Genomic DNA, 13,279 nt, shown 5'->3' on the forward strand with positions numbered 1-13,279 from the left:
GCCACCCCCAGAGACGCCGGCGCCACCACGACGAGGGCGCCCGCGGGTGGTCATGAGTCCCCCCAGAACGGCGAGCAGTCGCCTTCTCATGACCCCGTCCGCAGACGGCCCCAACGGTCCCTAAGCGGGACGTAACTGACGCTATCCGAGGAGCCGTAATGCGGGCGTAAACGGACCCAAACATCATGGCCAACTCGGGGACACGCGTTCCCGCAGGTCAGCGGCGGATGCCCGGGGGTCAGGATGCGAGGGGTCAGGGGGCCAGCACGCGGAGCGCGCCGGGCATCACCCGTGCGGTGACCGGCAGCACCCCCGGCAGCTCGCCGTCCGCGCCGTACGGGAGCGTCCTGCCGGGCGGCCCGGTCAGCTCGATCCGCACCTCGCGGCCCCGCATGACCTCGACCTCCGGCCGGCGCACGTGCGACCCGTCCTCCAGCTCCCGCATCACGGAGAAGAACAGCTTCTTCGGCGCGCTCCGGATGAGGACGACGTCGAGCAGCCCGTCGTCCACGCGGGCGTCCGGCGCGATGTGCTTGCCGAAACCGTAGTAGCCGGAGTTCGCCGCGACGACGGTGTAGCCCTTCCGGGCGAACGACTCGCCGTCCACGGTGATCAGGTAGTCGGCGGCGCGCCACGAGATGATCGCGCGCAGGGCCCCGACGTAGTAGGCCGCGGAGCCGCGCAGCAGCCGCGTGTTGTTGGCGTTGTCGTTGGCGACGGCGTCCACGCCCGCGTAGACGCTGCCGAGCACGGGCGTGCCGTTGGCCTCGATGGCGTCCACCGCGCGCGGCTCGCCCTCCAGCAGCAGCTTGGCCAGTTCCTCCGGGTCGGACGGGACGCCGAGCTGCCGCGCGAAGTCGTTGCCGCGCCCCGCCGGGACGATGCCGAACACCGCCCCCTTCCCGGCGCCGTCCCTCCCGGTGTCCAGGCCGGCCAGGGCGCCGCCGACGCAGCCGACCATGCCGTCGCCGCCGACGCCGAGCACCACCCGCCCGGTTCCGGCGGCGGCGCGGGCGACGTCGTGGGCGTGGCCGAGGCCGCGGCTGTACTCGACGGCCACGTCGGCGCCCGCCTCGCGCAGCAGCCGGGCCAGCGTGATCAGTGACGAGGCCGACGCGGAGTCGCCCGCCGCCGGGTTGACGATCGCGGTGAACGCGCGCGGACCTTGCTCAGGGGCGGGCATGTCCTGTGCTCACTCCTCTGCGGCCGGCGGGACGAGCACGCCCGGGTTCATGATCCCGGCCGGATCGACCCGCTCCTTGACGGCGCGGAGCACCGCCGCGCCCAGCGGCCCGATCTCCCGGGCGTACCAGTCGCGGTGGTCGGTGCCCACCCCGTGATGATGACTGATCGTTCCGCCCGCGTCGATGATCGCGTCGTTGGCGGCGCGCTTGGCCGCGTCCCAGTGCGCCACCGGATCCGCGCCCTGCGCGGACACGACGGTGAAGTACAGCGAGGCGCCGGACGGGTAGACGTGCGAGATGTGGCACATCAGCAGCGGTGGCGTGCCCGCTCCGGACAGCGCGCCGATCAGCGCGGACCGGACGGCGTCGTAGAGCCGGGGGACGTCCGGCCAGAACGCGGCGGTCTCCAGCGTCTCCGCGAACGCGCCCGCGTCCAGCAGCGAGTCGCGCAGGTAGGGGGCGTTGAACCGGCCGTGCGCCCACTTCTCGCCCGGCCCGGTGCCGAGCGGCTCGCCGCCGGCGGCGCGCAGCGCCTCCGCCGCCTCCGTCCGCCGTCCGGCGACCCCCCGCGCGGTGCCCTCGAACCCGAGCACCGCCAGGCAGCCGGCCGAGGCGCCGGCTCCGCCCGGCGTTCCGATCGCGGCCGGGTCGGCCAGCCCGACCACCGTCTCGGTCTCATCGGACAGCCGCAGGACCGCGGGCAGCGGCCCGTCCTGGGCGAGCCGGCGCAGCGCGGCCGCGCCCTCGCCGAACGACGCGAACCGCCAGCCCTCGTACTCCCGCGCCTCCGGGACGGGATGGATCCGCACGGTCACGGACGTGATCACACCGAACGCGCCCTCGGAGCCGAGGACGAGCTGCCGCAGGTCGGGGCCCGCGGCCGACTTCGGCGCCCGGCCGAGGTCGAGCGTCCCCTCCGGGGTGGCGACCGTCAGCGCCACCACCATGTCGTCGAAGCGCCCGTATCCCGCGGACGCCTGCCCGCTGGACCGCGCCGCCGCGAACCCGCCGATCGACGCCCACTCGAACGACTGCGGGAAGTGCCCGAGGGTGTAGCCGCGCTCCCCCAGCCGCGCCTCGGCGTCCGGGGCGCGCAGGCCGGGCTGCAGGACGGCCGTCCGGGCGGTCTCGTCGACCGAGACGACGGCGTCCATGCGCCGCAGGTCGAGCGCGACGAACCCGCCGCCGCCGGTGCCCGCGCCGTCGGCCGCACCGTCGGCCGAGGGTGCCAGCCCGCCGACGACCGAGGTGCCGCCGCCGAACGGGACGACCGCGATCCGGCGCTCCGCGCAGGCCCGCAGCACGGCGAGGACCTCGTCGTGCGAGCCCGGGAGGACGACCGCGTCGGGCGCGTCCGCCGCCTCGCCGGCGCGGATGCGCAGCAGGTCGGGCGTCGACTTGCCGCGGGTGTGCCGGACGCGCGTCTCGGCGTCGGCGCGGACGTTGGAGTCCCCGACGACCTTCGCCAGCGCGGTCAGGTCGCCGTCGTCGAGGCGGCAGGCGGGTACCCCGACGCCGTCGAGGTCGGCCGGGGGCCGCTCGGCGGGCCGCACCCCGAGCATGTCGCGCAGCAGCCCGGCCACCGGTTCCGGCAGCGGCGCGGCCAGGCCAGGATCGCCCCAGCCGCTCCACAGCATGTCCCGCGTCTCCACCCGCGCCTCCCGTCACCGGCCTGCCGCCGGCCTCGAATCTGTGCTTACACTGTGACACATGACGTCGAATCGTCACAAGAAAGCCGGCCGCACCGTCCGGGTGCGCCACCAAGCGGGGCGCGAAGGGGCGGGGCGCGACGGCGCGGGCGGGGGGCGCACCGCCGACGACACCGTCCTCGACGCCGCCCGCGACTGCGTGCTCGCCGTCGGCGTGCGCCGCACCACCCTCACCGACATCGCCCGCCGCGCCGGCGTGTCCCGGATGACGCTGTACCGCCGCTGGCCGGACGTCCGCACGATCGTCGCCGACCTGATGACCCGCGAGTGGGTCGGGCTGGGCGACTCGCTGCAGCCTCCCGACGACGGCCGCCCCGTCCGGCCCCGGTTCGTGTCGGGCCTGGTCACCGGGGTACGGACGTTCCGCGACCACCCGCTGCTCCGCAAGATCATCGAGGTGGACCCGGAGCTGCTGCTCCCCTACGTCGTGGACCGCTGCGGCGCGAGCCAGCTGGTGTTCCTGGAGCTGTTCGAGGAGGCGCTGCGCGCCGGGCACGCCGACGGCACCATCCGCCGCGACCATCCGGGCCGGCAGGCGCGGGCGGTCCTGCTGGTCGTCCAGTCCTACGTCCTGTCGGCGCCGACGATGCTCGACGAGACCGACCCCGACCTCGGCTCCGACGCCTTCGACGAAGAACTCCGCCACATCCTGGAGAGGATGCTCGCGCCGTGAAAACTCCGGAATCCGACGCACGGAACCCCGAGGTCCCCGGGACCTCGCTCAACGCGGCGCGCCGGGAGCGCGAGCTCGCCGAACTGCCCGGGGAGGTGGTGGACGTCCTCGTCGTCGGCCTCGGCGCGACGGGCGCGGGCGCCGCGCTGGACGCCGCGTCCCGGGGCTTGTCGGTCGCCGCGATCGACGCCCACGACCTGGCGTTCGGCACGTCCCGGTGGAGCTCCAAGCTCATCCACGGCGGGCTGCGCTACCTCGGGTCCGGGCAGGTCGACGTGGCGTACGAGAGCGCGGTCGAGCGCGGCGTCCTCATGCGCCGCACCGCCCCGCACCTCGTCCGCGCGCTGCCGTTCGTGATGCCGATGACCCCGGCCGTGCCCCGCTCCAGCGCGCTGGCCGTCGCCGCGGCGGTGCGCGCGGGCGACGTGCTGCGGCTCTCCGCGCGCACCCCGCGGTCGGTGCTGCCCGGCCCGCGCCGGCTGTCGGCGGTCGAGACGCTGCGGCTCGCGCCCCCGCTGCGCCCGTACGGGCTGCGCGGCGGCCTGCTGTCGTGGGACGGCCAGCTCACCGACGACGCGCGCCTGGTCACCGCGCTCGCCCGGACCGCCGCCGGGCTCGGCGCCCGCGTCCTCACCCGCTGCCGGGCGGTCGCGCTGACCGGGGACGGCGCGCAGGTCCGCGACGAGCTGACCGGCCGGGAGTTCGGCGTCCGGGCGCGGTCGGTGGTGAACGCGGCCGGAGTCTGGGCGGGCGGCCTGGTGGACGGGGTGCGGCTGCGCCCGTCGCGCGGCACGCACATCGTGGTCGGGGCGGACACCCTGCGCGGGCTCACGGCCGGGATGCAGATCCCGGTCCCGGGCTCCACCAGCCGGTTCCTGCTGGTGCTGCCGCAGGGCGACGGCCGCGTCTACGTGGGCCTGACCGACGTGGCGGCCGACGGGCCGATCCCGGACGTGCCCGAGCCGACCGAGAGCGAGATCGGGTTCCTGCTCGACATCCTCGGCTCGGCGCTGGACGTCCCCGTGCGGCGGTCCGACGTGATCGGCGCGTACGCCGGGCTGCGGCCCCTGCTGGACCTCGGCCGGGGCGGCGACACCGCCGACATCTCCCGCCGGCACGCCGTGCTGACCTCGCCGGACGGCGTCGTGACGATCGTCGGCGGCAAGCTCACCACCTACCGGCGGATGGCGCAGGACGCCGTCGACGCGGCCGCCCGCGCCGCCGGGCTCGACGCCCCGCCGAGCCGGACCGCCCGGCTGCCGCTCGTCGGCGCGGCCCCGCGGGACCGCCTGGACGTGCTGGACGCGCCGTCCCGCCTCGTCCAGCGGTACGGGACCGAGGCGCCGCTGCTGACCGCGCTCGCCGCGGAGGACCCCGCCCTGCTCGAACCCGTCGTCCCGGGGCTGCCGGTCCTCGGCGCGGAGCTGGCCTGGGCGGTGCGGCACGAGGGCGCGCTGGAGGTCGGCGATCTGCTGGACCGCCGCACCCGGATCGGGCTCGTCGCACCGGACCGGGCGGCGGCGCTGCCGGCCGCGGAGGCGCTGCTGCCGCGCGCCGCCCTGCGCTGAGCCCGCGCTGACCGCGCCGCCTCGGGGTTCTTCCAGAACGGCGAATCCGGCCCCGCCATGTTTGCCCCTCGTGCGTTAGGTTACCCTTACCTAATCAATGAAGATCGACGGGGGGTTCTCCTTGACGCGCGGCAACGGCTGCGGGCACTGCCCCGGCAGCCACACCGGGGAGCGGCCGTGCCTGGCGAGCGCGACCGTCAAGGCGGGCGCCTGGCTGCTCATCGAGCATCCGGGCCCGTGGCCGGAGCGCGTCGAGGAACTGGCCCGCCCCGAGCCGATCGCCGAGGCCGTGCGCGCCGCGCAGCGGGCCGGCGTGCGGCCGCAGCTGATCCGCCGGCCGGGACGGCGCCGCGGCGTCCCGCCCGTCCAGGTCTACGCCGCGTTCTCGCGCGGCACCGAGGTCTGGATCGAGGGCCGGGAGCTGGCCGATCCCGCGGAGCTGCGGAAGCTCGACCTGGGCGCGCTGGCCGCGGGCCGGTCCCCCGGTCTCGGGGAGCGGGTGGACGAGCCGCTGCTGCTGGTCTGCACGCACGGGCGCCGCAACGCCTGCTGCGCCCGCACCGGCGCGCCGCTGGCCCGGACGCTGACCGCACGTTTCGAGCGCCTCGTCTGGGAAACCACCCATGTCGGCGGTGACCGATTTGCAGCGAATTTGGTATGTCTTCCCCACGGGCTCTACTACGGCGACCTCGACGAATCCCACGCGGTGACGGCGGCGGAGGCCTACCTGCGCGGCGAGGTCGCGCTGGACCGGCTGCGCGGGCGCGGCGGGACGCCGGAGCCGGCACAGGCCGCGGAGCACTTCGTCCGCGCGCACACCGGGCGCCTCGGACTGGACGAGGTGACCGTGGTGTCGGTCACTGGGGGAACATCTCGGTACGAAGCGGTCGTTGCCATACAGGAGAGCCGTTACCGGGTCATCGTCGAGAGCGTCCGGCAACAGTCCCCGTGCGGGCCGGACTGCGGAGAGAACATGAAAACCTACGTTGTCAGGGAACTCACCCTTCTCAACGCGGCGGCACTCGTGTAATCTCTCTGAGGCCCCATTCGAGGGTCTCCCGTCGCACGTCCCCAGGTTTCCGGCGCAACCGGACGGGGAACAGAGCGGCAACTCTGGACGTTGGACCATTCGGCGCTTCTGGCTTCATGTCATCCGAAGGATGTCGGGCGTCCATGTCCTGAAATTGTTCGAAACCAATCAAGGTGGGTGTTCCATGGCTCAGGTACGTCGGCAGGCAAACCTCCCTCGTCCCAGCTGGGGCTGGCAGGACGCCGCGGCGTGCCGGGGGGAAGACCTCGTCCTCTTCTTCGGTCCCGACGGTGAGCGTCAGCCCGAGCGAGAGATCCGCGAGCGCAAGGCGAAGCAGATCTGCATGGGCTGCCCCGTCCGCACGGAGTGCCTGGACTACGCGGTTTCCAGGCCCGAGAAGTACGGCACGTGGGGCGGTCTGAACGAAGACGAGCGCGCGTCCGAGCGCCGTCGCCGGATGCGTCGCGCCAACGCCGCCTAGCCGAGTACGCAGGCCGCCAGAACGCTCCCATCGCGAACCCCGGCACGCCACCGAGAAAAACGACACGGCCCCGCCCCGCGGGGCCGTTTGCGTTGCCCGGACCCGGTCCGTCCGCCCGGGAACCGGACACTTCACCCGCGGCTGCGGCCGCTGTGACTCAGATCGCTCCCCGACTTTCCAGCGAACGGCGCTTTTACCGCAAGCGTCCCCGCGACGCGGCCATTTTTCAAAAAGTCGCCGCACCAATTTCCGCGCGGCGTCAGCCCGTCTCGCGGGTCCGCGCCGCGCGGTCCAGCCAGGCGATCACGTCGTCGTCGGTGAGCTGCTCGAAGTCGCGGTACCACTGGCCGACGGCGCGGAACTCCCACGGCGCGGCCGGCACGACCAGGTCGTCCACCTCGGCGTCCAGGCCGCCGACGGTCTCCGCGGCGCCCACCGGCACCGCCAGGACCAGCCGGGACGGCCCGCGCTCGCGCAGCGCCCGCACGGCGGCCCGCGCGGTGCCTCCGGTGGCCAGGCCGTCGTCCACCACGATCACCGGCCGGCCGGCGAGCTCCGGCAGCGGCCGCCCGCGCCGGTAGACCTCGACCCGGCGGCCCAGTTCGGCGCGCTCGGCGGCGACCGTGGCCGCCAGGTCCTGCTCGCGCAGCCCCAGCCGCTGCAGCAGCCCGGCGTCGAACACCGGCGCGCCGCCCTCGGCGATCGCGCCGACGCCCAGCTCCGGCTGCGGCGGGTATCCGATCTTGCGGGTCACCAGGACGTCGAGCCGCGAGCCCAGCCGCCGCGCGATCTCGTAGCCGACGGGCACGCCGCCCCGCGGCAGGGCGAGGACGGCCGCGCCCTCCAGGCCCATCGGGGCGAGCCGCTCGGCGAGCACCCGGCCCGCCTCCGCCCGGTCGGTGTAGGGGAGCCGGACGCTCTCGCTCTGCCGGAGGTCGCCGCGTACGGATCTGTTCCAGGACATGGCGCAACCCCCTTCCCGGGGTCACCCCTACCCACTCCACGGCCCTTACAGGCGCGTTCAGCGCCGCTTACGGGCAAATGAGAGACCGCCCAGGACGCTCCCGCGGCCCTGGGCGGTGCGGCGCGGACGTGGCCGGCGTCTAGGAGCCGGTGAGCCAGCGGAGCGGGTTGTCGCGCAGGATCGTCTGGAGGGTGGCGTCGTCGGCACCGGCCGCGCGCAGCGCGGGCAGGAACGTGTCGAACAGGTACCCGAAGCCGGCGGCGCCGTAGCGGGTGAGCTGGGCCCGCCGGGAGATGCCGGTGCTCAGCAGCACCCGGGACGCGTGCCCGGCCTCCAGCATGTCCATGACGGAGCGGACCCGGGCGCCGATCGCCGCGTGGTCCTCCCCCGCGAGGCCGAGCGTGCCGAACGAGACGTAGCCCCCCGTCTCGGCGATCTTGCGGTGCTGGCCGGGGTCGTCGACCCGGTCCTGCTGGCCGACCGCGACCCGGTCCGGGGCGAGCCCGGCGGCGGTGAGGATCTCCAGCTGGGCGAGCCCCGCGCGGCCGTAGGTCGCCACCGACAGCCCGGAGTAGCGGGCGGCGCGGGCGGCGGCGCGCAGGCACAGCTCCTCGGTCTCGGTCGGCGCCTCGCCCCACGTGCCGATCTCGCCGATGACGCCCGGCAGGGCGTTGGTGCCGTCCATGCCGAAGCCGACCTCAGCGAGCAGCCGCTCGGCCAGCCGCTCTACGCCCGTCGTGCCCTCCAGCTCTTGCCGGGGGGTCTGGGGGGTCGTCCCCCCAGAATGACCCGGCCCGGTGCCGGCCGCGAGGGTCTCGCGGACGAACGCGGGGTGGAACGGCTCGGTGAACACGCCCGTCCCGGCGACCACGGCCACCCGCGCGCCCGCGCTGATGCGGGCGAGGGCGGCGGCGTTGCGCCCCATGCCGGAGCAGGTGAGGTCGACGACGAGGCCGAGCCCGTGCTCCTTGCGCAGCGCGTTCAGCTCCCGCTGGACGGTCTTCTCCTCGTCCAGCACGCGGCCCGGATCGGACTCGACGAGCTTCGGGCGCGCCGCCCAGCGCAGGTCCAGCTGCAGGTGCTCGTGGGACAGCACCGGCCCGGTGACCTCGGACGTCGCGATCATGCCGGTCACGGTCCGGAGCCGGCCGGTCTCCTCTCGGGGGGTCATGTCAGGCGAGGTTACGACATGTTTTGCCTTATCAGGACCTCACGAGCGGTTCTTTTTACTCTCCGTGCCCTCGCCGGGCTCCGGCTCGTCGCCCCGCGCGTCGCGGACGGCCCGCGCCCGCGCGGTGTCGGCGGTCGGCCACAGCCGGTCGATCTCGGCGTTCAGCGCGGCCCCGATCAGCACCGCGAGCGCCGCCACGTACAGCCAGGCGAGGACGGCGATGGCGGCCGACAGCGACCCGTACACCGACACCCCGCTCAGCGACCCGGCCAGGAAGATCCGCAGGCCGAAGCTGCCGACGATCCAGATGAGCAGCGCGAGGACGGCTCCCGGCAGGTCCCGGCGCCAGGGCGTCCGCACCGGGACGCTGAGGTGGTACAGCGTCGCGAGGAAGACGATCGACAGCGTCACCACGACCGGCCAGTAGAGCGCCTGCACGAGCCCGGCGCTCTCCGGCAGCGCCTGCTGCACCAGCGCGGGCCCCGCCACCAGCAGCGGGATGACGATCAGGAAGACCAGCAGGCCGATCAGGTACAGGGAGAACGCGCGCAGCCGGGTGCGGATCACGCCGCGGATGCCGGACAGCCCGTAGGCGATGCTGATCGTGTCGATGTAGACGTTCGTCGCCCGCGAGCCCGCCCACAGCGACAGGAGGAAGCTCAGCGACACGATGTCCGGGCTCCCGCCGCGGATCACGTCGTCGAGCAGCGGGACGACCACCGTGTCGACCGCCGGGCCGGTCAGCACCGTGCGGGCCTGGTCGATCACCCAGGTGCGGATCTCGGTGATGGTGCCGGGCTGGAACAGCCCGCGCAGGTGCCCCATCGTGCCGATCAGCCCGATGACCAGCGGCGGCAGGGACAGCAGCGCGAAGAACGCGGCCTCGGCCGCCAGCCCGGTCACCCGGTAGCGGAACGCCCCCGCCGCGGTGCCCTTGGTCAGCGTCCAGGCGACTCCGGGCGCGGCGCCGATCCCGGCCCGTGCGCGTTCGCGCACCCGGGCGGTCATGCCCGGCGCCGGCTCCGCGCCACTCCCCTGCGCCTTCGCGACGCTCGCCCCGGGGCCGTCGTCCGCGTTCCCGGCGGGGTTCTCTGGCGGGTTCCCGGCCAGGTCTTCAGGTGGGTCGACGACACCAGGGGCCGGGGCGCCCCGGCCCTGGCCCTCGTCGTGGTCGGAGTCCCCGCGCGGCGGGACGCCCTCGGCGTCGGAGACGGTGGTCACACCGCCCCACCGTAGAGCGTTGCGGGTCCGGAACATGTCCCCTCGCCCATTTCGGTGCCCTGCGGGTCGCGTCGCGTCGCGACCGCCTCCCCAGCCCTTCCGTCGCGCGGGCGCACGGCCCGTCCCCTGCGCATCCCCTCGCTCATACCCGCTTCGACGACCGGGAACGTCATCCGGATCATGATCATTTTGGATGAACCGGGCATCGGCCATCATGGGTGACAATGGAGACATGATCTGCCAGTCGTGCCGAGACCGCCGCCACGGGGAGTGCCGTGGCGGCTCGTGGTGCGACTGCCAGCACCGTCCCGCTCCGGCCACGCCGGGGCGCGGGCGCCGCGGCATCCGCCCCGACGGCACGGCCGGCACTCCGCCGACCGGCGAAGCGGGCGAGCCTCCGGTGAACTGGAGGCGGCAGGGATGACCCATGTCACCCGTCCGCATGCCGGACGTAACTGGACAGCCCACGAGACCGCGTGTCATGGTTCAGGTATGACTGCTGCGGACCCGTTGCTGGCCAAGCGCCGGCACGTGGACTTCCTGCGCGTCCGCAGCGCGATCTGTCGGTGACGCCCCGACCACGCAGCCCCTGCTCAGCCGGGCGCGTGGCGCATCGGCGTCACCTTTGACATCACCCTGCTCAGCGTCGAGCCGGCTGCCTCAGACTGCCGGTGCGCTACGCGTCCCTCACGACCACAGACGAGGACGCGCGCCGTGCCACCCGCGATCAAACGCAAGAAGGCCGAGGGCCAGTGGGCCCTGGGCTACCGCGAACCGCTCAACAAGAACGAAGAGAACAAGAAGAACGACGACGGCCTGAACGTCCGACAGCGCATCATCGACATCTACTCCAAGACCGGCTTCGACTCGATCGACCCCGCCGACCTGCGCGGCCGCTTCCGCTGGATGGGGCTGTACACGCAGCGCAAGCCCGGCATCGACGGCGGCAGGACCGGCGCGCTGGAGGACGAGGAGCTCGAGGACCGCTACTTCATGATGCGGGTGCGGATCGACGGCGGTCAGCTGAGCGGCCCACAGCTGCGCACCATCGCCGACATCTCGACCCGGTACGCCCGCGGCACCGCCGACATCACCGACCGGCAGAACGTCCAGCTGCACTGGGTGCGGATCGAGGACGTCCCGGCGATCTGGGAGGCCCTCGAAGCGGTCGGCCTGCACACGATGGAGGCGTGCGGCGACGTCCCGCGCACCATCATCGGCTGCCCGCTGGCCGGGATCGCGGCCGACGAGGTCATCGACGCGACCCCGCAGCTGCGCGACATCCACGACCGCTACATCGGCTCCCCCGAGTTCTCGAACCTGCCGCGCAAGTACAAGACGGCCCTGTCGGGCTGCACCTCGCACTGCACCGTCCACGAGATCAACGACATCGGCTTCGTGGGCGTGGTGAACGAGGAGGGCGAGACCGGCTACCAGGTGTTCGTCGGCGGCGGGCTGTCCACCAACCCGATGTTCGCGCAGAGCCTCGGCGTGTTCGTCCGGCCGGAGCAGGCCACCGAGGTCTGGCACGGCGTGACCTCGATCTTCCGCGACTACGGCTACCGGCGCCTGCGCAGCCGCGCCCGCCTGAAGTTCCTGGTGAAGGACTGGGGCGCCGCGAAGTTCCGCGAGGTGCTGGAGAAGGAGTACCTCGGGTACGCGCTGCCCGACGGCCCGGAGCCCGCCGCCCCGCTCGCCAGCCGCGACCACGTCGGGATCCGCCCGCAGCAGGACGGCAACTTCTACGTCGGGTTCGCGCCGCGCGCCGGCCGGGTGAGCGGCGAGATCCTCGGCGTCATCGGCGAGCTGGCCGACCGCTACGGCTCCGGCCGGGTGCGGACCACCATCGAGCAGAAGATGGTGATCCTGGACGTCCCGGAGGAGAACACCGAGGCGCTCGCGGACGAGCTGGCCGAGCACGACCTGCAGGTCCGCCCGTCCACGTTCCGGCGGCACACGATGGCGTGCACCGGCATCGAGTACTGCAAGCTCGCGATCGTCGACACCAAGCAGCGCGCCATGGACCTGATCGACGAGCTGGAGGAGCGGCTCCCCGACTTCGACCAGCCGCTGACCATCAACGTCAACGGCTGCCCGAACGCCTGCGCCCGCATCCAGGTCGGCGACATCGGCCTGAAGGGCCAGCTCGTCGTGGACGAGAACGGCGACCAGGTCGAGGGCTTCCAGATCCACCTGGGCGGGCAGCTCGGCGCGACGTTCGGCAAGAAGGTCCGCGGGCTGAAGACCACCTCGGCGGGGCTGACCGACTACGTCGAACGCGTCGTCCGCGCCTACGACAAGCAGCGCGACGAGGGCGAGACGTTCGCGGAGTGGGTGCAGCGCGCCGAAGAAGCGGACCTCAAGTGAGCGCTGCGTCCTCGGGGGCGTCCCCGCGCGGCGAGCGCATGGCGCCGTTCTACTGCCCCTACTGCGGTGAGGAGCACCTTGAGCCGCGCGAGGAGCACGGCTCGTGGTTCTGCCCCGACTGCGTCCGTTCCTTCACGTTGAAATTCCTCGGCGTCGGCGTCCCCGGCACCGCGAGCAAGGAGATCCCTCGGTGACCCTCCTGGAGACCGACAGACCTGCCCTTGACCTGGAAGACATCGTCGAATCGGCCTCCGCCGCGCTGGACGGCGCGCCCACGCTGGAGATCATCCGCTGGGCCGCCGCCACGTTCGGCGACCGCATCTGCCTCACCTCGTCCATGTCGGACGCGGCGCTGATCCACCTCGTGTCGAAGGTGAAGCCCGGCATAGACGTGCTGTTCGTCGACACCGGCTACCACTTCGCCGAGACGATCGGCACCCGGGACGCGGTCGAGGCCGTCTACCCGGTGAACGTCGTCAACGCCGTCCCGTCGCGCACGGTCGAGGAGCAGGAGGCCGCCCTCGGCCCGCGGCTGTTCGGCCGCAATCCCGACCTGTGCTGCCACCTGCGCAAGGTCGAGCCGCTCGGCCGCGCGCTGGAGGGCTACATGGCGTGGTTCAGCGGCATCCGCCGGGACGAGACCGCGACCCGCCGCGACCGCCGCGTCGTCGAATGGGACCGCAGGCGCGGGATGGTCAAGGTGAACCCGATCCTGGACTGGAGCCAGGAGGACATGGACAACTACATCGAGGACAACGGGGTGCTCGTCAACCCCCTGCACTACGACGGCTACCCGTCGATCGGCTGCGCGCCGTGCACGAGCCCGGTCGCGCCCGGCGAGGACCCCCGCAGCGGCCGCTGGGCCGGGATGGGCAAGGTCGAGTGCGGAATCCACCTTTGAGCCGGCCGGC

At 73.6% G+C, this 13,279-nt stretch carries 12 protein-coding genes; 7 read left to right on the forward strand and 5 right to left on the reverse strand.

Features of this window, described 5'->3' with window-relative positions:
- Window positions 1–253: 253 nt before the first annotated feature.
- Both IEZ03_RS01365 and IEZ03_RS01370 read right to left on the reverse strand, forming a co-directional pair.
- Entirely contained in the window at window positions 254–1,183 is a 930-nt protein-coding gene (locus tag IEZ03_RS01365; RefSeq protein WP_184882859.1) for a diacylglycerol/lipid kinase family protein, read from the reverse strand.
- 9 nt (window positions 1,184–1,192) lie between these two features.
- The gene (locus IEZ03_RS01370) at window positions 1,193–2,821 is read right to left on the reverse strand and encodes an FAD-binding oxidoreductase (RefSeq protein ID WP_184890503.1); all 1,629 of its coding nucleotides are present in this window, start codon (window positions 2,819–2,821) and stop codon (window positions 1,193–1,195) included.
- Between the two features lie 73 nt (window positions 2,822–2,894).
- On the opposite strand from IEZ03_RS01370, the gene IEZ03_RS01375 reads away from it, so the two are divergent.
- From IEZ03_RS01375 to IEZ03_RS01390, 4 genes are all read left to right on the forward strand, one after another.
- A complete protein-coding gene (locus IEZ03_RS01375; RefSeq protein ID WP_184882858.1) occupies window positions 2,895–3,566 on the forward strand; it encodes a TetR/AcrR family transcriptional regulator in 672 nt (223 codons plus the stop codon).
- On the forward strand, window positions 3,563–5,134 hold the full coding sequence (locus IEZ03_RS01380; protein ID WP_184882857.1) for a glycerol-3-phosphate dehydrogenase/oxidase: 1,572 nt from the start codon (window positions 3,563–3,565) through the stop codon (window positions 5,132–5,134). Before IEZ03_RS01375 ends, IEZ03_RS01380 begins: the two co-directional genes overlap by 4 nt.
- Before the next feature lie 97 nt (window positions 5,135–5,231).
- Window positions 5,232–6,164 carry a ferredoxin family protein gene (locus tag IEZ03_RS01385; protein ID WP_184882856.1) on the forward strand — a complete coding sequence of 311 codons (933 nt, stop codon included), beginning with the start codon at window positions 5,232–5,234 and terminating at the stop codon, window positions 6,162–6,164.
- A gap of 184 nt (window positions 6,165–6,348) precedes the next feature.
- Window positions 6,349–6,645: a WhiB family transcriptional regulator gene (locus IEZ03_RS01390; protein ID WP_021600082.1), complete on the forward strand. Its 297-nt coding sequence runs from the start codon at window positions 6,349–6,351 to the stop codon at window positions 6,643–6,645.
- Window positions 6,646–6,904: 259 nt separating this feature from the next.
- On the opposite strand, the gene IEZ03_RS01395 is transcribed toward IEZ03_RS01390, so the two are convergent.
- The 3 genes from IEZ03_RS01395 to IEZ03_RS01405 form a co-directional block, all read right to left on the reverse strand.
- Window positions 6,905–7,609, reverse strand: a complete 705-nt coding sequence (locus IEZ03_RS01395) for a phosphoribosyltransferase (protein ID WP_184882855.1) — start codon at window positions 7,607–7,609, stop codon at window positions 6,905–6,907.
- A 139-nt stretch (window positions 7,610–7,748) separates the two neighbouring features.
- Window positions 7,749–8,780: a phosphotriesterase family protein gene (locus tag IEZ03_RS01400; protein ID WP_184882854.1), complete on the reverse strand. Its 1,032-nt coding sequence runs from the start codon at window positions 8,778–8,780 to the stop codon at window positions 7,749–7,751.
- 39 nt (window positions 8,781–8,819) lie between these two features.
- Window positions 8,820–10,001, reverse strand: a complete 1,182-nt coding sequence (locus IEZ03_RS01405) for a YihY/virulence factor BrkB family protein (protein WP_229807911.1) — start codon at window positions 9,999–10,001, stop codon at window positions 8,820–8,822.
- Between the two features lie 714 nt (window positions 10,002–10,715).
- Here IEZ03_RS01405 and IEZ03_RS01410 point away from each other — a divergent pair.
- From IEZ03_RS01410 to IEZ03_RS01420, 3 genes are read left to right on the forward strand one after another with little or no spacing between them, the layout of a single operon-like run.
- Entirely contained in the window at window positions 10,716–12,368 is a 1,653-nt protein-coding gene (locus tag IEZ03_RS01410) for a nitrite/sulfite reductase (protein WP_184882853.1), read from the forward strand.
- On the forward strand, window positions 12,365–12,562 hold the full coding sequence (locus IEZ03_RS01415; protein ID WP_229807912.1) for a hypothetical protein: 198 nt from the start codon (window positions 12,365–12,367) through the stop codon (window positions 12,560–12,562). The genes IEZ03_RS01410 and IEZ03_RS01415 overlap by 4 nt, the downstream gene beginning before the upstream one ends.
- Window positions 12,559–13,269, forward strand: a complete 711-nt coding sequence (locus IEZ03_RS01420) for a phosphoadenylyl-sulfate reductase (RefSeq protein WP_184882850.1) — start codon at window positions 12,559–12,561, stop codon at window positions 13,267–13,269. The genes IEZ03_RS01415 and IEZ03_RS01420 overlap by 4 nt, the downstream gene beginning before the upstream one ends.
- The last annotated feature ends 10 nt before the right edge of the window (window positions 13,270–13,279 follow it).

This window comes from Actinomadura livida (assembly GCF_014648675.1).
GTDB classification, from domain to species: Bacteria; Actinomycetota; Actinomycetes; order Streptosporangiales; family Streptosporangiaceae; genus Spirillospora; species Spirillospora livida.